Genomic DNA, 14,823 nt, shown 5'->3' on the forward strand with positions numbered 1-14,823 from the left:
GTCCAGGGCGTTCCCGCAGACTCGCGCACAGCCGCACACACCAACCGCGCGCGTGCGCGCGTGTTCCGTCGCGCGAACGTCCTCCGGCCGGGGCGCTCTTACCGGCCAGATCCCCGAACTGGCGCCTACGCAGCGCATATCCACTGTTTCCCAGCGGTAGAAAGCACCTTGGTGGCAGTCTGCTCAACAGCAGATACGCAAAGTAGAGGTTCGCAGCCGGAGGTGCACGTCCCGTGGCGTCTAGTGTCAATCCCACTGTCCGGCGACGTCGACTGGGCCAGGAGCTGCGCCGGCTCCGCGAGCTCAAGGGCATGACGGCCGAAGAGGTGGCCGAGCGGCTGCTGGTCTCGCAGTCGAAGATCAGCCGCCTGGAGAACGGACGGCGCAGTATCAGCCAGCGCGACGTCCGCGACCTGTGCGGGGTGTACGAGGTCGAGGACGTCCGCATCGTCGACTCCCTGATGCAGATGGCGAAGGACTCACGCCAGCAGGGCTGGTGGCACTCCTTCGGCGACATCCCGTACAGCGTCTACATCGGCCTGGAGACGGACGCCGCCAGCCTGCGCGTGTACGACCCCCAGGTCGTCCCCGGGCTGTTGCAGACCCGGCCGTACGCGGAGGCGCTGATCGCCGGCGCGCTGCCGGAGACCGCCACCGGCGAGATCGAGAAGCGTGTCCAGGTGCGGCTGCGCCGACAGGAACGTATCTCCGCCCCGGAGAACCCGCTCCGCCTGTGGACCGTCCTGGACGAGTCGGCCCTGCGCCGGGTCGTCGGCAACCGCTCGCTGATGCGGGACCAGTTGGAGCACCTCGTGGAGCAGTCGCAGCTCCCGCACGTCACCGTGCAGGTGATCCCCTTCGAGATGGGCGCGCATCCTGGCCTGAACGGGCAGTACGCGATCCTGGAGTTCCCCGACGCGGCGGACTCCAGCGTCGTCTACATCGAGGGCGTCACCAGCGACCTGTACCTGGAGAAGGCGAACGACGTCCAGAAGTACAGCGTGATGTACGAGCATCTGCGGGCCCAGGCGCTGAACGTGGAGCAGTCGCGGCAGTTCATCGCGGACATCGCGAAGGAGTACGCACGCTGAGGCTCACGGGGCTCCCAGCGGCACCCTGCGTCGCGAGGGTGCCGGACTCTACACCTTTGCCACACCGGAGCGGAAGCTCCATTGGAATATGCCATCCGGTCGAGTGAATACTTCAGTCGCCTGCCGAGGTTGGCGAGTAGCGTCGATCACGCCAACGAGCAACAACGTTGGCGCAAACCGAACGACGGGTTCCGTGAGGAATCCGGCGCGCGGTGACAGCAACTCAACAACTGGCTACCGGAGCGATCATGGCAATCCAGCAAGGCGCCCAGAACACCTGGACCAAGTCCTCGTACTCCACCGGCAACGGCGCATGTGTCGAGGTCAAGTCCCCCGTTCTCGAGGCGATGGCCGTACGGGACTCCAAGGTCCCCGCGGGCCCCACGCTGGCGTTTCCCACGAACTCGTGGAACGCCTTCGTGACCGAGGTGAGCCGGGAGTCCTCCGCCCTCGCCTGATGCGCGGATCCCACCTTCACCTTCCTCACCACCGCAGGACCACAACCGCCAAACCGAACCGCATAGCAGCACCGACAGAGCCCTCTCGACTGGCCCGCCGTCCTGGCCGAGGGGGCTCGGCCAATTCCCCGCGCTAGCGGAGCCGGTCCACGTACCGGTCCGTCCCGGGCACCGTGGGAACGAACGGCGCGAGCAACTCCACCTTCCCCAGGCCGGCTTCGGCGACCGCCGTGTCCAGCTCCGTGAAGTACCCCTCCCAGCAGTCCCGCGGATCCGCCTCCAGGAACCACAGCAGCGTGAGGCGCGTGTCCACGCCCTCGACCTGCTTGACGTACGTCATCCGGTCGCCGGGGAGCGGGGTCGGGCGGAAGATCGTGACCAGGGCCGACGAGGATCCGGCCAGCCGCTCGGGGAGGTGCCGGGAGCGCAGCCATTCCAGCAACTCGGCGCACGTCTGCGGTGATTCGGCGTCGATCACCTCAAGGACCAGGCCGGCGTACGGGTGGTCCAGGGCGTGGAAGTCCCGGGGCCCCGCGGCTCCGTCCCGGTAGACGGTGGCCTCGTGGTCCTGGAACGCCGTGAACACGTGGGTGCGGTCCTGGTAGACGCGCCCGTCGCGGTTGAGCCGCTTGTTGATGCCGACGGTCCACTTCATGTGCTCGTCGTAGCGGCCCTCGGTGACCCAGTACGTGGAGAGGTAGCAGCCGGCCGTGACGGGCTGGGCGACCGCCGACTTCTCCGGAAGGCGCAGGAGTTGGAGGTCGCGGGTGGCGACCCAGCGGCGGCCCGCGTACATCCAGGGCATCGCCATCGCGCCCGCGTAGTAGTGATCGTCCTCGTACCAGCGGTTGTACGCGTACTCATGGCCCGGGTGCGGTTCGACCATGGTGATCAGGGCGTGGCCCGGACGGACGCCGTACGGTCCGACGGCCGCCAGCTCCGCGTACACCTCGTCGCGGGTCTCCTCGCTCACGTCGCTCCCCTTCCTTCCTCCGTTGGACGCCCATACTCTGACGCCCCGTCAGGGAATGTGCCATAGCCGGGGAGGCCTCCGATGTCAGCACTGCTCGCGGGCAGGACCATCGTCGTGTCGGGGGTCGGGGCCGGGCTCGGCCATCAGGTCGCGGCGGCCGTGGTGCGGGACGGCGGCAACGCGGTGCTCGGGGCGCGCACGGAGGCGAATCTCGCCAAGTGCGCGGCCGAACTCGACCCGGACGGGGCGCACACGGCCTTCCGGGCCACGGACATCACGGACGAGGGGCAGTGCGAGGACCTGGCCGCGCTCGCGGTGGAGCGGTTCGGGCGGATCGACGGGGTGGTCCATGTGGCCGCGTGGGACAGCTACTTCGGCGGTCTCCAGGACGCCGATTTCACCACCTGGCGGTCGGTCATCGACGTCAACCTGCTCGGGACCCTGCGGATGACCCGCGCCTGCCTGCCCGCGCTGAAGGCGGGCGGCGGCTCCGTCGTCGTCATCGGGACGCAGTCGGCGGTGGCCGCGCCCTCCCAGGTGTGGCAGGCGGCGTACGCGGCGTCCAAGGGCGCGCTGACGAGTGCCATGTACTCGCTCGCCCGGGAGCTCGGCCCGTACCGGATACGGGTCAACACCGTGCTGCCGGGCTGGATGTGGGGCCCGCCGGTCCAGGCCTACGTGCAGTTCACCGCGCACACCGAGGGCGTGCCTGAGGCCGATGTACTGAAGCGGCTCACCGAGCGGATGGCGCTGCCCGAGCTGGCCACGGACGGGGACGTCGCGGATGCCGTGGTGTTCCTGGCGTCGGACCGGGCGCGGGCGATCACCGGACAGTCGCTGCTGGTGAACGCGGGCGAATTGATGCGGTAGCCGCCGATGTGACACCCCCTCGCCGTCCATCCATGTGAACCGAGGTCAACAACCAGAACATTTTTACTCCCTCTTGACCATACGGGCTGTTGTCGCCGCCATGCCACCGAACTCACGATGAGCGGGCACTTCGCGGCCTCCTTGGGCTGCGTCGGCGAAGTGCCGTGCATGTCATCGCAGTTCACAAGGCGGACCCTGGGAGGGGGCATATGAACAGTCTCGACTGGGCCGTGCTCATCGGTTACTTCGGTGTGATGGTCGCGATCGGAATCTGGTCCCACAAGCGGGTGGACGACGTCAGCGACTTCTTCACGGCCGGAGGGAAGATGCCGTGGTGGCTGTCCGGCATCTCCCACCACATGTCCGGCTACAGCGCGGTGATGTTCACCGGCTACGCGGCGATCGCCTACACCTACGGCGTCACCTCGTACGTCACCTGGTCCTTCCCCATCGCCATCGGTATCGCGATCGGCGCGAAGACCTTCGCCCCCCGGCTCAACCGGGTGCGCTCACGACTGCACGTGGCCTCGCCGCTGGAGTACCTGAAGAACCGCTACAACCTGCCCACCCAACAGGCCCTCGCCTGGTCCGGTGTGCTGCTGAAGATCGTGGACGTCGGCGCGAAGTGGGCCGCCATCGCGACCCTGCTCTCGGTGTTCACCGGCGTCTCGCTGAACATGGGCATCCTCATCACCGGTGCGGTGACGGCCGTCTACTGCACGGTCGGCGGGCTCTGGGCCGACGCGCTGACCGAACTCGGCCAGTTCGTCATCCAGTTCATCGCCGGTATCGCGATGCTCGTCGCGGTCCTCGCCGAACTCGGCGGCTTCAGCCAGCTGTGGGGCGTCTGGGACGCCCCCGCGCTCGACGGCCACACCAAGCCGCTGGCCGGCCCGTACATGATGGTCTTCCTGATCGCCTACCTCTTCATCAAGACCTTCGAGTACAACGGCGGCATGTGGAACCAGGCCCAGCGCTACATGGCCACCGACTCCGCGAAGTCCGCGACCCGTTCGGGCGTGCTGTCCGCCTCGCTCTGGCTGATCTGGCCGCTGGTGCTGTTCTTCCCCATGTGGGTGGCGCCGCTGATCATCAAGACGGACGTGCCGGCGGACTCGTACGCGCTGATGGCCGAGAAGCTGCTGCCGCACGGGCTGTTGGGGCTCGTCATCGTCGGCTTCTTCTCGCACACGATGGCGATGTGCTCCTCCGACGCCAACGCGATCTCCGCCGTCGTGACGCGCGACATCATGCCCGCCGTGTCGAAGAAGGCGCGCGAGTGGGACACCCGGGCCGGGCTGCTGGCCGCGCGCCTGACCACGTTGCTCTTCCTCGGCCTTTCGATGTCCATCGCGACGCAGGTCAACTCCGACTTCTTCGGCGACATCATCACGGTGGTCATCAAGTGGGTCGCCGGGCTGATGGGCCCGATCGCGATCCCGCTGATGCTGGGCCTGCTGCCCTGGTTCCGCAAGAGCGGTCCCACCGCCGCCCTGATCAGCTGGGGCGTCGGCCTGGTCACCTTCTGGCTGGTCAACTACCCGATCAACTGGAACGTCGACGGCGGCGTGCCGTTGCAGTACCAGGTGTCGATCCCGCTCGCGGTCTCACTCGTCCTCTACATCCTGATCGGATACATCAAGCCGGAGGACACCCCGGAACGGGACGAACTCATCGCGAAGATCAACAGCGATGACGGCGGCTCCGGTTCGGCGGCGGCGACCATCCCGAAGCAGGCGGACACCACCAGCCCGTCCGGCGTTTGAGGACGAGGCCGTCCAGGCCGACAGCGGGGGTCTGGGGGCGCAGCCCCCAGGAACGGGACGGGAAGGGGCGGAGGGGGCGAAAAACCTCCGCCCCCAGCCCGCGGGAACCCTCACGCCCGCGGATACCGGGCGAGCCACCCGGGAGAGGACCCGCCGGGCCCGTGCAGGGCGGGCCCCTGCGTCATCTCCATCGCGAAGTCGTCCGCCAGGACGAGCATCGTGGGACGGCCCTCCAACTCGGCCAGCCAGGCCGGCGGGAGGGCCGTCTCGCCGTGCAGGGCGCCGAGCAGCCCCCCGGTGAGCGCGCCCGCCGCCCCCGAGGGCCCACCGTGGTTCACCGCGAGGCACAGTCCGTGCCGGATGTCCTCGCCGACCAGGGCGCAGTAGACGGCGACGGCGAGCAGCCCCTCGCCCGCCCCGTCCCCCGCGAGTTCCTCGACCCGCGACGGCGTGGGCATGCCCTGCCGTACGGCGCCCAGCGCGTGCTGGAGGGCCTCCGTGACGGGCTGGTGCCCCGGGCGTGCCGCGAGCATCCCCAGGGCGCGCTGCACGGCGCCGTCGAGGTTCTCGCCGCGGGCCAGTCCGTGCACGATGACGGCGTACGCGCCCGCCGAGAGGTACGCCGTGACGTGCCCGTGGGTCTGCGCGGCGCACTCGACGGCGAGCTGCATCACGAGCTGCGGCTCCCAGCCGACGAGCAGCCCGAAGGGCGCGGAGCGGGCGGCGGCCTCGGGGCCGGGCTCGGCCGGGTTCTTGGGGGCCTCCAGCGTGCCCATCGTGTCGTCGCCGAGACCGAGCAGGCAGGAGCGGGCGGGGTCGCGGCGGGCGTACAGCCACTCCTCGCGGGCCAGCCAGCCGTCGTCCTTGCGGCGCTCGTCGGGGCCCCAGTCGCTCTGGGTCGCGGCCCAGCGGCGGTAGGCCCGGTGCAGGTCGGTGGGCGGGTGCCAGGCGCCGGTGTCCCGGCGTACCTGGGCGCGGATCAGTCCGTCGAGGGTGAACAGCGTGAGCTGGGTGAGGTGGGTGACCGATCCCCGCCTGCCGTGCCCGAACGCCAGGTCGGTGAGACCCCCGGCGCCGTAGGCCTCCCGGATCTCCTCCAGCGTGAGCACGTCGAGGGGCGCACCCAGCGCGTCGCCGACGGCCGTACCCAGCAGCGTTCCCCGCACCCGGCTACGGAAGTCCTGCTGTTCCGCACGGCCCCAGACGGCACCGGCTGTCGCACCCACCGAGACCTCCCAGCCACCGTCCGTACGTCCGACTGCTCAGCACTGTAATCGAACGGGAACGGTCGGTTGAGGGCCGGAACGGTATGCGAAATGTCGCCCCTCTGGTCACTATTGGCGAGCTTTTGACAGGCGTTCGGTGGGGTTCGTCCGTCCGCCGGGGCTGTCGCGCGTCCCGCTCCCGGCCTGTCGCGCGTCCCGCTCCCGGGCTACCGCGCATCCCGCTCGCGGGCGGTCACGCGCACCGCGTCGATCCGGTCCAGCAGCGGAGCGGGACCGGCTCCGTCCACCGCCGGCGCGGACCGCACGAGCCCGGCGGCGCGGTCCAGGTCGGCGAGGGCCTCGGCGGTCCGCCCCAGACCGATCAGCGCGCGAGCACGGCATACGAATATCTCCGCGTCGTCGCCGCGGAGGGTTTCCGCCCGGTCGGTGTCGGCCAACGCCCGCTCGTAGTCATGCCGTTGGAGGTGGATCTCCGCCCTCTTGCGCAGGGCCCAGGCGTACCCGGGCCGGAGCGCGACGGCCCGGTCGAGGTCCGCGAGCCCTTCGTCGAGCCGGCCCAGTTCGCCGCGGCAGACACCCCGGCTCGCGTACGCCGACGCGTACTCGTCGTCGAGTTCGATGGCACGGTCGTAGTCGGCCAGCGCCTCCTCGTGGCGGCCCGCGGCACGGAAGGCGTCTCCTCGCTCACAGACGGGCCAGGCCCAGCCGGGTTGCAGGGCGGCCGCCCGCTCCAGGTCCGCCAGTTGGCGCTCGTACTCCCCGCGGGCTCGCCAGACCCGGGCCCGGCGGGCCAGCGCCCAGGCATAGCCCGGTTCGAGTTCCAGCGCCCGGCCCAGGTCCACCAGCGCCTCGTCGAGCTCTCCGCGGCTCAGCCGGCTCGCTCCCCGGGACGCCCAGGCGAAGTCACGTGTCGAATCCAGCCGGATGCCCTTGTCCAGGTCCCGGATGGCCGCGTCGTGGTCCCCGAGGATGCGGTGGTACTCGCCCCGGAGCGAGAACGACCGGGCGTCGTCCGGTGTCAGGTCGATGGCGCGGTCCAGGTCGCCGATCCCGGCCGGGTAGTCGCCCAGTTCGGCGCGGCTCATGGCTCTGCTCCGGTAGGCCCGTGCCAGGCCCGGATCGAGTGCGATGGCCCGGTCGAACTCGGCCACCGCCTGCCGGTGTGCCCCGCCGTGGCTCAGGACGCTGCCCCGCACGGTCCGGGCGAACGCCTGGGCGGCATCGTCGAACCCCGCCCGGTTCAGGAGCAGTTCGAGCCCGGCGGCCAGGCCCCCGTCCTCGAACGCCGCCGTCAGGTCACGCCCCCACCGTGTCACCGTCTCCGCGTCCGAGTCCTGCCCCGCGTCCAGCAGGGCCCGTGCCCAGCGCCGGGCGGGCGCGTCCCCTCTGTTGCAGGCGTCGACGACCTCGCGCAGCACGACCGGCAGCGCGGTCCGCGCCCCCGCGCACAGCAGGTGGTAGGACTCCGCGAGCCGCAGCTCCCGCCAGCCGTCGTCCGCCCACAACTCCCCGCTGTCCACCTGCGCTTCGGTCTCCGCCCGCCAGCGCCCGAACGTCTCCGCGAGCCGGGTGTGCCGCTCGGCCCACCCGCGTGGGGAGTTGCGCCGCTGGAGCCGGAGCATCGGGGCGCGTACGACGTCGTGGTACTGAAGCCGGTCCCCGCGGTCGCTGACGAAGGGCAGCTCCCGCAGCCAGCCGAACAGCGCGTCCGCCTCCTCCGCCGGGCAGTCCACGGCGGCCCGGAAGACGTCCGCGTCCAACCGCCGGGGCAGCGCGCAGGCGAGTGCGGCGGCGCGGTGCACCGGGTCCTGCTCCCACTTGAGGAAGTGTTCCACCGCGTCGGCGCTGGGGTCGCCCACGTCGTCCGGGCCGGCCGGCCGCGCCTCGGCCAGCGTGGACACCAGCACCGGCAGCCCGCCGGTGAGCCTCAGCACCTCCGCGACGACCGACTCGGCGACCACGCCCTTGCCGGCCAGCAGTCCCCGCGCCTCCGCCTCCGTGAACGGCCCCAGCGGCAGGTCCGTGACGAAGTCGGCGAAGCCGCCCCAGCGGGCGGTGTCGAAGGGCCGCCGGCCCGCCGTCACGACCACGGTGTTGGCCGGCATTGAGCCGCCGTGCCGGTCCGTGGTCATCACGTCGTACAGCCAGCCGTCCAGAAAGGAGCCGGTGCGCTCGTAGGTGTCCAGGAACAGGACGAGCCAGGGCACTTGCTCGGCGGCGTCGGCGAGTTCGGTGAGCAGGACGGGGGTGAGGACACGCTCGGGCGCCAGCACCAGCTGCACGTCCTCCTGGTTGCGGAAGCGTGCGCTCAGCCCCGCGCGCAGGCGGTCGGCGCCCTGCACGAGTTGAGCCGGATCGATGGCGCCGGCGAGCGCGCCGACGCCGGGCACGAGTCCCAGCCCGGCGAGGCCCGCGCGGGCGGCGGTCATGCTCGCGGCGGACGGCTCGGGCCCGAGGGTCTCCACGACGGTGGACTCGGCCTCGTGCCGGCGCTCGCGATGGGTGGCCAGCAGCCGGTCCAGTTCCTTGAAGCGGTGTCCCTGCCGGGCGAAGCGGTCGCTGACGGCCGCCATCGCCTCGGGCACGCTGCCCACGCTCTCGTCGACGTACGCGGTCAGCGCGCCGCGCTCCCGCGCGACCTGCTCCAACTCCCGTACGAGAAAGGTCTTCCCGACCCCCGCGTTGCCGTGCACGTGGAACAGGAAACGGTGGCGTTCGTCCTCCGGGGGAAGGTCGAGGTTCTCGCGGAAGGCGGCGCGTTCCGCTCCCCGGCCGACGAAACCGCGTCGGCCGCGGTCCCTGATCAGTTCCCGCATCGACGGCCGTGCCCGCACCATCCGCCCGACTCCTCCGCCTCGCCTGCCTGGACCGGGCTCCAGTCTGTCCCAAACACCGGAAAACGGCCGGGTGTTGGGTGTGCGGGGTGTCGGCCATAGTGGGCACATGCCGCTCTCCAGAACCTCTCACTCCACCGTCCTCCACCTCACCTCCACCCTCCTGACGGCCACGGTCGCCCTCTACATCACCCTTGTCGCCTTCGGGAACATCACGGACTTCGGCACCAACCAGCAGTTCGTCCGCCATGTGCTCGCGATGGACACGACGTTCAAGGACGACGACCTGATGTGGCGGTCGATCACCTCGCACGCGTGGCAGGACGTGGTGTACGTCGCGATCATCGTCTGGGAGACGCTCGCCGCGTTCGTGCTCATCGCCGGGACCTATCTGTGGGCCCGGCGCGACGACACCCGGGCCCGCTCCCTGTCCACCGTCGGGCTGCTCATGCTGATGCTGCTGTTCGGCGCCGGTTTCGTGGGCGTCGGCGGGGAGTGGTTCGCCATGTGGCAGTCGGGCGACTGGAACGGTCTGGACGCCGCGATGCGGGTGTTCGTGCTGAGCGGGATCGTGCTGCTGGTCATCCATCTGCCGGCGGGGCGGCGCGCGACCGATTCGGCCGCCGCCGGGTGACGTACGCCCCCTGGCCGTGGCCGCCCCGCGGGTGTCAGCCCGCCGGGTGGCTGCGGAAGGTACGCCGGTAGACGTCCGGGGGCACGCCGAGGGCCCGGTTGAAATGCCGGCGCAGGGTGGCCGCAGTGCCCATGCCGGTGCGGGCGGCGATGAGTTCGACGCTGTCGTCGGTGGTTTCGAGGAGTTCCTGGGCCCGGTGGACGCGCTGGGTGTGCAGCCAGCGCAGCGGAGTGGTGCCGGTGACCGCGGCGAAGCGACGGGTCAGGTTCCGGGTGCTCATGTTCACCTCGCGGGCCAGGTCGGGCACGGTCAGCGGCTCGTGCAGGCGCCCGCTCACCCAGTGCAGCAGCTCCGCGAACGCGTGGCCGGTGTCGTCGACCGCGGGTACGGCGATGAACTGGGCCTGGCCGCCCGCGCGCCGGGCCGGGACCACCAGCCGGCGGGCCAGCTCGTTGGCCACCGCGGCGCCGTGGTCGGCGGTGACGATGTGCAGGCACAGATCCATTCCGGCGGCCTTTCCCGCCGAGGTCAGCACGGTCCCCTCGTCGATGTAGAGGACGTCCGGATCGACCCGGACGCGGGGATGGCGGGCAGCGAGCGCGGCGGTGTGCTCCCAGTGCGTGGTGGCGCGGCGGCCGTCCAGCACACCCGCGGCGGCCAGCACGAACGCCCCGGTGCACAGGGAAACGAGCCGGGCCCCTCGGTCATGGGCCGCGCGCACCGCGTCCACCAGGTCTGCGGGCGGCTCGGCCTCGACGTCGCCGCAGGCCGGGACGATGACGGTGTCCGCGTCGGCGAGCGCCTCGAACCCGTACGGGGTGTCGACCCGCAGCCAGCCGCCGGTCAGCCGGGCCCGGGGCGGCGCGCAGACCCTGAAGTCGTACCAGCCGTCGGTCAGTTCGCGGTCGACGCCGAACACCTCGCAGGCCGCGGCGGCCTCGAACAGCATGGCCCCGTCGTAGACCGCGAGCATCACAGACACAGACCTCACGTCCGAAAGTGTACGCATCTCGTCGTTTCGGCCACTCGTCCGTGGGATGCACGGCCGTGATGCTGGCGGTATGCACACACACCAGCGGACGGTCGCGGTCGTCGGCGCGTACGGGCACACGGCCGCCTTCGTCGTCGGGGAGCTGCGCCGACGCGGCCACACCCCTCTCCTCGTCGGCCGGGACGCCGAAAGGCTCCGCTCCGCCGCACGGACCCACGACGGGGCGGAGACCCGGGTCGTCTCCCTCACCGATCCGGACCCGTCCGTCCTGGACCGCGCGCTGGCGGGCGCGGAGGCGGTGGTCAACTGCGCCGGCCCGTTCGCCGACACCGCGCTCCCCGTCCTCGACGCGGCGCTGCGCGCCCGCATCCCCTATCTGGACGTGGCCGCGGAACAGGCGACGGTCCTGGAGACCTTCGAGCGGCGTGCCGGCCGGGCCCGGGACGCGGGGGTGGTGGTCGCCCCGGCCATGGCGTTCTACGGCGGTCTCGGCGACCTGCTGGCCGACGCGGCGATGGGCGACTGGCCGGACGCCGACGACCTCACGATCGCGATCGCCCTCGACAGCTGGCGGCCGACCGAGGGCACCCGCAGGACCGTGCGGCGCAACGCCGGCCGCCACCTGGTCTTCACCGGCAACCGCCTCACCCCGCCGACGGGGCCGGCGCGGACGTACACCTGGCGGTTCCCCGGCCCGCTGGGCGACCAGCAGGTCACCGAGCTGTCCACCGCGGACCAGGTCACCGTCTCCCGCCATCTGCGGGTACCGGAGATCCGGGTCTGCATGACCCTGGCCCCGCTGCGCGACCTGAGCGACCCCGCGACTCCCCCGCCCACCCCGGTGGACGCCGACGGCCGCTCGTCCCAGACCTTCCTCGTCGAGGCGGTCGCCCACCGGGGCGGCACCCGCCGCCGCGCCACCGCCTCCGGCCACGACATCTACGCCGTCACCGCCCCCATCGTCATCGAGGCCACCGAACGAATCCTCGACGGCCACACCCGAAGAACCGGCGTGGCCACCGCAGCCGAACTCTTCGACTCCCGGGACTTCCTACGGTCCCTGGATCCGGTGCACCTGACGTTCGCCACGCCTTAGTTCCGGAACGGCCCTCCCACTCTCAGTCCAACACCGGTAGCAGTTCCGGGAGATGGCCGTCGGAGGCGGTGGCTGTCGTGCGGCGTTCCTCGGGGACCTCGCCGTAGAAGGTGGTGCGGGGGCGGGACGGGCGGCCTGCTGCTTCGGCTACCGCCTGGAGCTCCTTGACGGATTTGTAGGAGCCGTAACTGGAGCCCGCCATGCGGGAGATGGTCTCTTCCATCAGGGTGCCGCCGAGGTCGTTGGCGCCGGAGCGGAGCATCTCGGCGGCGCCCTCGGTGCCGAGCTTGACCCAACTGGTCTGGATGTTGGGGATGTGGGGGTGCAGGAGCAGGCGGGCCATGGCGATGACCGCGCGGTTGTCCCTCATGGTGGGGCCGGGGCGGGCGATTCCGGCGAGGTAGACGGGCGCGTTGGTGTGGATGAAGGGGAGGGTGACGAACTCGGTGAAGCCGCCGGTCCGTTGCTGGATGCGGGAGAGCGTGCGGAAGTGGCCGAGCCAGTGCCGAGGCTGGTCCACATGGCCGTACATCATCGTGGAGGAGGAGCGGATGCCCAGTTCGTGGGCCGTCGTGACGACCTCGATCCACGTCGCCGTGGGGAGCTTGCCCTTCGTCAGAACCCAGCGGACCTCGTCGTCGAGGATCTCGGCGGCGGTGCCGGGGATGGAGTCGAGGCCGGCCTCCTTCGCCGCCGACAGCCACTCGCGGATGGACATGCCGGTGCGGGTCGCGCCGTTCACCACCTCCATCGGGGAGAAGGCGTGCACGTGCATGCCGGGTACGCGTTCCTTCACCGCGCGGGCGATGTCGAAGTAGGCGGTGCCGGGGAGGTCGGGGTGGATCCCGCCCTGCATGCAGACCTCTACGGCCCCGACGTCCCAGGCCTGTTGGGCGCGGTCGGCGACCTGGTCCAGGGAGAGGGTGTAGGCGTCGGCGTCCGTGCGGCGCTGGGCGAAGGCGCAGAAGCGGCAGCCGGTGTAGCAGACGTTGGTGAAGTTGATGTTGCGGGTGACGATGTAGGTGACGTCGTCGCCGACCGCCGATTTGCGGACGTCGTCCGCGATGCGGCAGAGGGCGTCGAGGGCGGGCCCGTCCGCGTGCAGCAGCGCCAGCGCCTCGTCGTCGCTCAGCCGGGTCGGGTCGTCGGCGGCCGTGGCAAGCGCGGCCCGTACGTCCGTGTCGATGCGGGACGGCACCATTCCGGGCGCCGCCGCCTCCCGCAGCGCCTCCCAGTCGCCGTAGACGTGGTCGTAGTCCTCGCGGCGGTCCCCGGTGCGGCCCTCGGTGTCGATCGACACGTGCAGGTCCGTACGCCCCGACGAGGTGAACGCCTCCTCGGGCTCCTGCCACGGGTGCCCCTCGACGACGGCGTCCGCCCGCGCCAGCCCCGTCTCCGGGTCGGCCAGCGCCCGTACGTGCGGCAGCAGCCGCGGGTCCAGCCACGGCTCGCCGCGCTGCACGAACTCCGGGTACACGCAGAGGCGTTCGCGGAGTTCGAAGCCCGCCTGTGCGGACTGCTCGCGCAGCAGGTCGATCTTCGGCCACGGGCGCTCCGGATTCACGTGGTCGATCGTCAGCGGCGAGACCCCGCCCCAGTCGTCGATCCCCGCGCCGATCAGCCGCGTGTACTCCGAGTCCACCAGGTTCGGCGGCGCCTGGAGGCAGGCGGCGGGGCCCATGATGTGCCGGGCCACGGCGACCGTGGCGACCAGTTCGTCCAGCTCCGCGTCCGGCATGCCGCGCATCGCCGTGTCCGGCTTGGCGCGGAAGTTCTGGATGATCAGTTCCTGGATGCCGTGATACGCCCTCGACACCCGCCTGAGCGCGAAGAGGGAGTCGGCGCGCTCCTCGTACGACTCGCCGATCCCGATCAGGATCCCGCTGGTGAAGGGGACGGAGGAGCGGCCGGCGTCCTCCAGCACCCGCAGCCGTACGGCGGGCTCCTTGTCCGGCGAGCCGTGGTGCGGGCCGCCCGGCTCGGACCACAGGCGGGTGGCCGTCGTCTCCAGCATCATGCCCATCGACGGCGCGACCGGCTTGAGGCGCTGGAAGTCGGTCCAGGACATGACCCCCGGGTTGAGGTGGGGCAGCAGGCCCGTCTCCTCCAGGATGCGGATCGAGATGGCCCGTACGTACGCGATCGTGTCGTCGTACCCGTGCGCGTCCAGCCACTCGCGCGCCTCGGGCCAGCGGTCCTCCGGCTTGTCGCCGAGGGTGATCAGCGCTTCCTTGCAGCCGAGGGCGGCGCCGCGCCGGGCGATGTCGAGGACCTCGTCCGGGGACATGAACATCCCGTGGCCGGCCCGGCGCAGCTTGCCGGGGACGGTGACGAAGGTGCAGTAGTGGCATTTGTCCCGGCACAGGCGGGTGAGCGGGATGAAGACGCTCTTGGAGTACGTGATGACGCCGGGGCGGCCCGCCGCCGCCAGGCCCGCGTCCCGCACCCGGGCGGCGGACGCGGTGAGGTCGTCGAGGTCGGCGCCGCGGGCCTGGAGCAGCACCGCGGCCTCGGTGACGTCGAGGGCGACGCCGTCACGGGCACGTTTGAGGGCGCGACGCATGGAGTTCTCGGTCGGGCCGGTTCCAGAGGTCGCGGAAGTCGTCATCCTTCGAGCATACGATCGCGGTGATCAGGGGCTGCCGTGTGCGGGGGTATTCCTCCGGCGCGGAATGGCGTCCGGCGGGGAATGGCGTCCGGCGGGGAATGGCGTCCGGCGGGGTGCCGTGGGCTTTCCGGTGCGCCGGGCCGTCGCCGACCGCTGACGGCACCGACCCGCCCCGGCCGCCGCCCGCCGGGCCCGGCGGAGGCTCCCCGGTACGACTACGGGCCGGGCGGCCGTCGCTTGTCGCCGGCCCCCGAGGGGCGGGGATAGCCGCCCCTC

11 protein-coding genes are annotated in these 14,823 nt (G+C 71.4%); 6 read left to right on the forward strand and 5 right to left on the reverse strand.

The genetic code is table 11. The features are described from left to right. Positions 1 to 233: 233 nt before the first annotated feature. Both ACIP79_RS21020 and ACIP79_RS21025 read left to right on the forward strand, forming a co-directional pair. Complete coding sequence (locus ACIP79_RS21020) at positions 234 to 1,091, forward strand: helix-turn-helix domain-containing protein (protein WP_383678215.1); 858 nt, start codon at positions 234 to 236, stop codon at positions 1,089 to 1,091. Positions 1,092 to 1,339: 248 nt separating this feature from the next. After that, on the forward strand, positions 1,340 to 1,549 hold the full coding sequence (locus ACIP79_RS21025; RefSeq protein WP_401225386.1) for a DUF397 domain-containing protein: 210 nt from the start codon (positions 1,340 to 1,342) through the stop codon (positions 1,547 to 1,549). A gap of 133 nt (positions 1,550 to 1,682) precedes the next feature. Here the strand turns inward: ACIP79_RS21025 and ACIP79_RS21030 are convergent, their stop codons facing one another. Beyond that, positions 1,683 to 2,522, reverse strand: coding sequence for a hypothetical protein (locus ACIP79_RS21030; protein WP_401225389.1), 840 nt, complete (start codon positions 2,520 to 2,522; stop codon positions 1,683 to 1,685). A gap of 81 nt (positions 2,523 to 2,603) precedes the next feature. On the opposite strand from ACIP79_RS21030, the gene ACIP79_RS21035 reads away from it, so the two are divergent. Next, positions 2,604 to 3,392, forward strand: a complete 789-nt coding sequence (locus tag ACIP79_RS21035; RefSeq protein ID WP_401225392.1) for an SDR family oxidoreductase — start codon at positions 2,604 to 2,606, stop codon at positions 3,390 to 3,392. Between the two features lie 209 nt (positions 3,393 to 3,601). Continuing rightward, entirely contained in the window at positions 3,602 to 5,158 is a 1,557-nt protein-coding gene (locus ACIP79_RS21040; protein WP_401225394.1) for a sodium:solute symporter family protein, read from the forward strand. 110 nt (positions 5,159 to 5,268) lie between these two features. Here the strand turns inward: ACIP79_RS21040 and ACIP79_RS21045 are convergent, their stop codons facing one another. Continuing rightward, positions 5,269 to 6,384, reverse strand: coding sequence for an ADP-ribosylglycohydrolase family protein (locus ACIP79_RS21045; protein ID WP_401225397.1), 1,116 nt, complete (start codon positions 6,382 to 6,384; stop codon positions 5,269 to 5,271). 206 nt (positions 6,385 to 6,590) lie between these two features. After that, positions 6,591 to 9,221, reverse strand: coding sequence for a tetratricopeptide repeat protein (locus ACIP79_RS21050; protein WP_401225399.1), 2,631 nt, complete (start codon positions 9,219 to 9,221; stop codon positions 6,591 to 6,593). 106 nt (positions 9,222 to 9,327) lie between these two features. Here ACIP79_RS21050 and ACIP79_RS21055 point away from each other — a divergent pair, with 106 nt between their 5' ends. Then, positions 9,328 to 9,852 (forward strand): DUF2165 domain-containing protein, encoded by a 525-nt coding sequence (locus tag ACIP79_RS21055; RefSeq protein ID WP_401225401.1) that lies wholly within the window; start codon positions 9,328 to 9,330, stop codon positions 9,850 to 9,852. A gap of 34 nt (positions 9,853 to 9,886) precedes the next feature. Here the strand turns inward: ACIP79_RS21055 and ACIP79_RS21060 are convergent, their stop codons facing one another. Beyond that, a complete protein-coding gene (locus ACIP79_RS21060; protein ID WP_401225404.1) occupies positions 9,887 to 10,861 on the reverse strand; it encodes a helix-turn-helix domain-containing protein in 975 nt (324 codons plus the stop codon). 52 nt (positions 10,862 to 10,913) lie between these two features. Between ACIP79_RS21060 and ACIP79_RS21065 the strand changes: the two genes are divergently transcribed. Continuing rightward, positions 10,914 to 11,939, forward strand: a complete 1,026-nt coding sequence (locus tag ACIP79_RS21065; protein ID WP_401225405.1) for a saccharopine dehydrogenase family protein — start codon at positions 10,914 to 10,916, stop codon at positions 11,937 to 11,939. Positions 11,940 to 11,961: 22 nt separating this feature from the next. On the opposite strand, the gene ACIP79_RS21070 is transcribed toward ACIP79_RS21065, so the two are convergent. Beyond that, entirely contained in the window at positions 11,962 to 14,547 is a 2,586-nt protein-coding gene (locus ACIP79_RS21070) for a bifunctional FO biosynthesis protein CofGH (RefSeq protein ID WP_401225407.1), read from the reverse strand. Positions 14,548 to 14,823 lie beyond the last annotated feature (276 nt).

It is taken from the genome of Streptomyces sp. NPDC088747, from assembly GCF_044751025.1.
GTDB lineage: Bacteria > Actinomycetota > Actinomycetes > Streptomycetales > Streptomycetaceae > Streptomyces.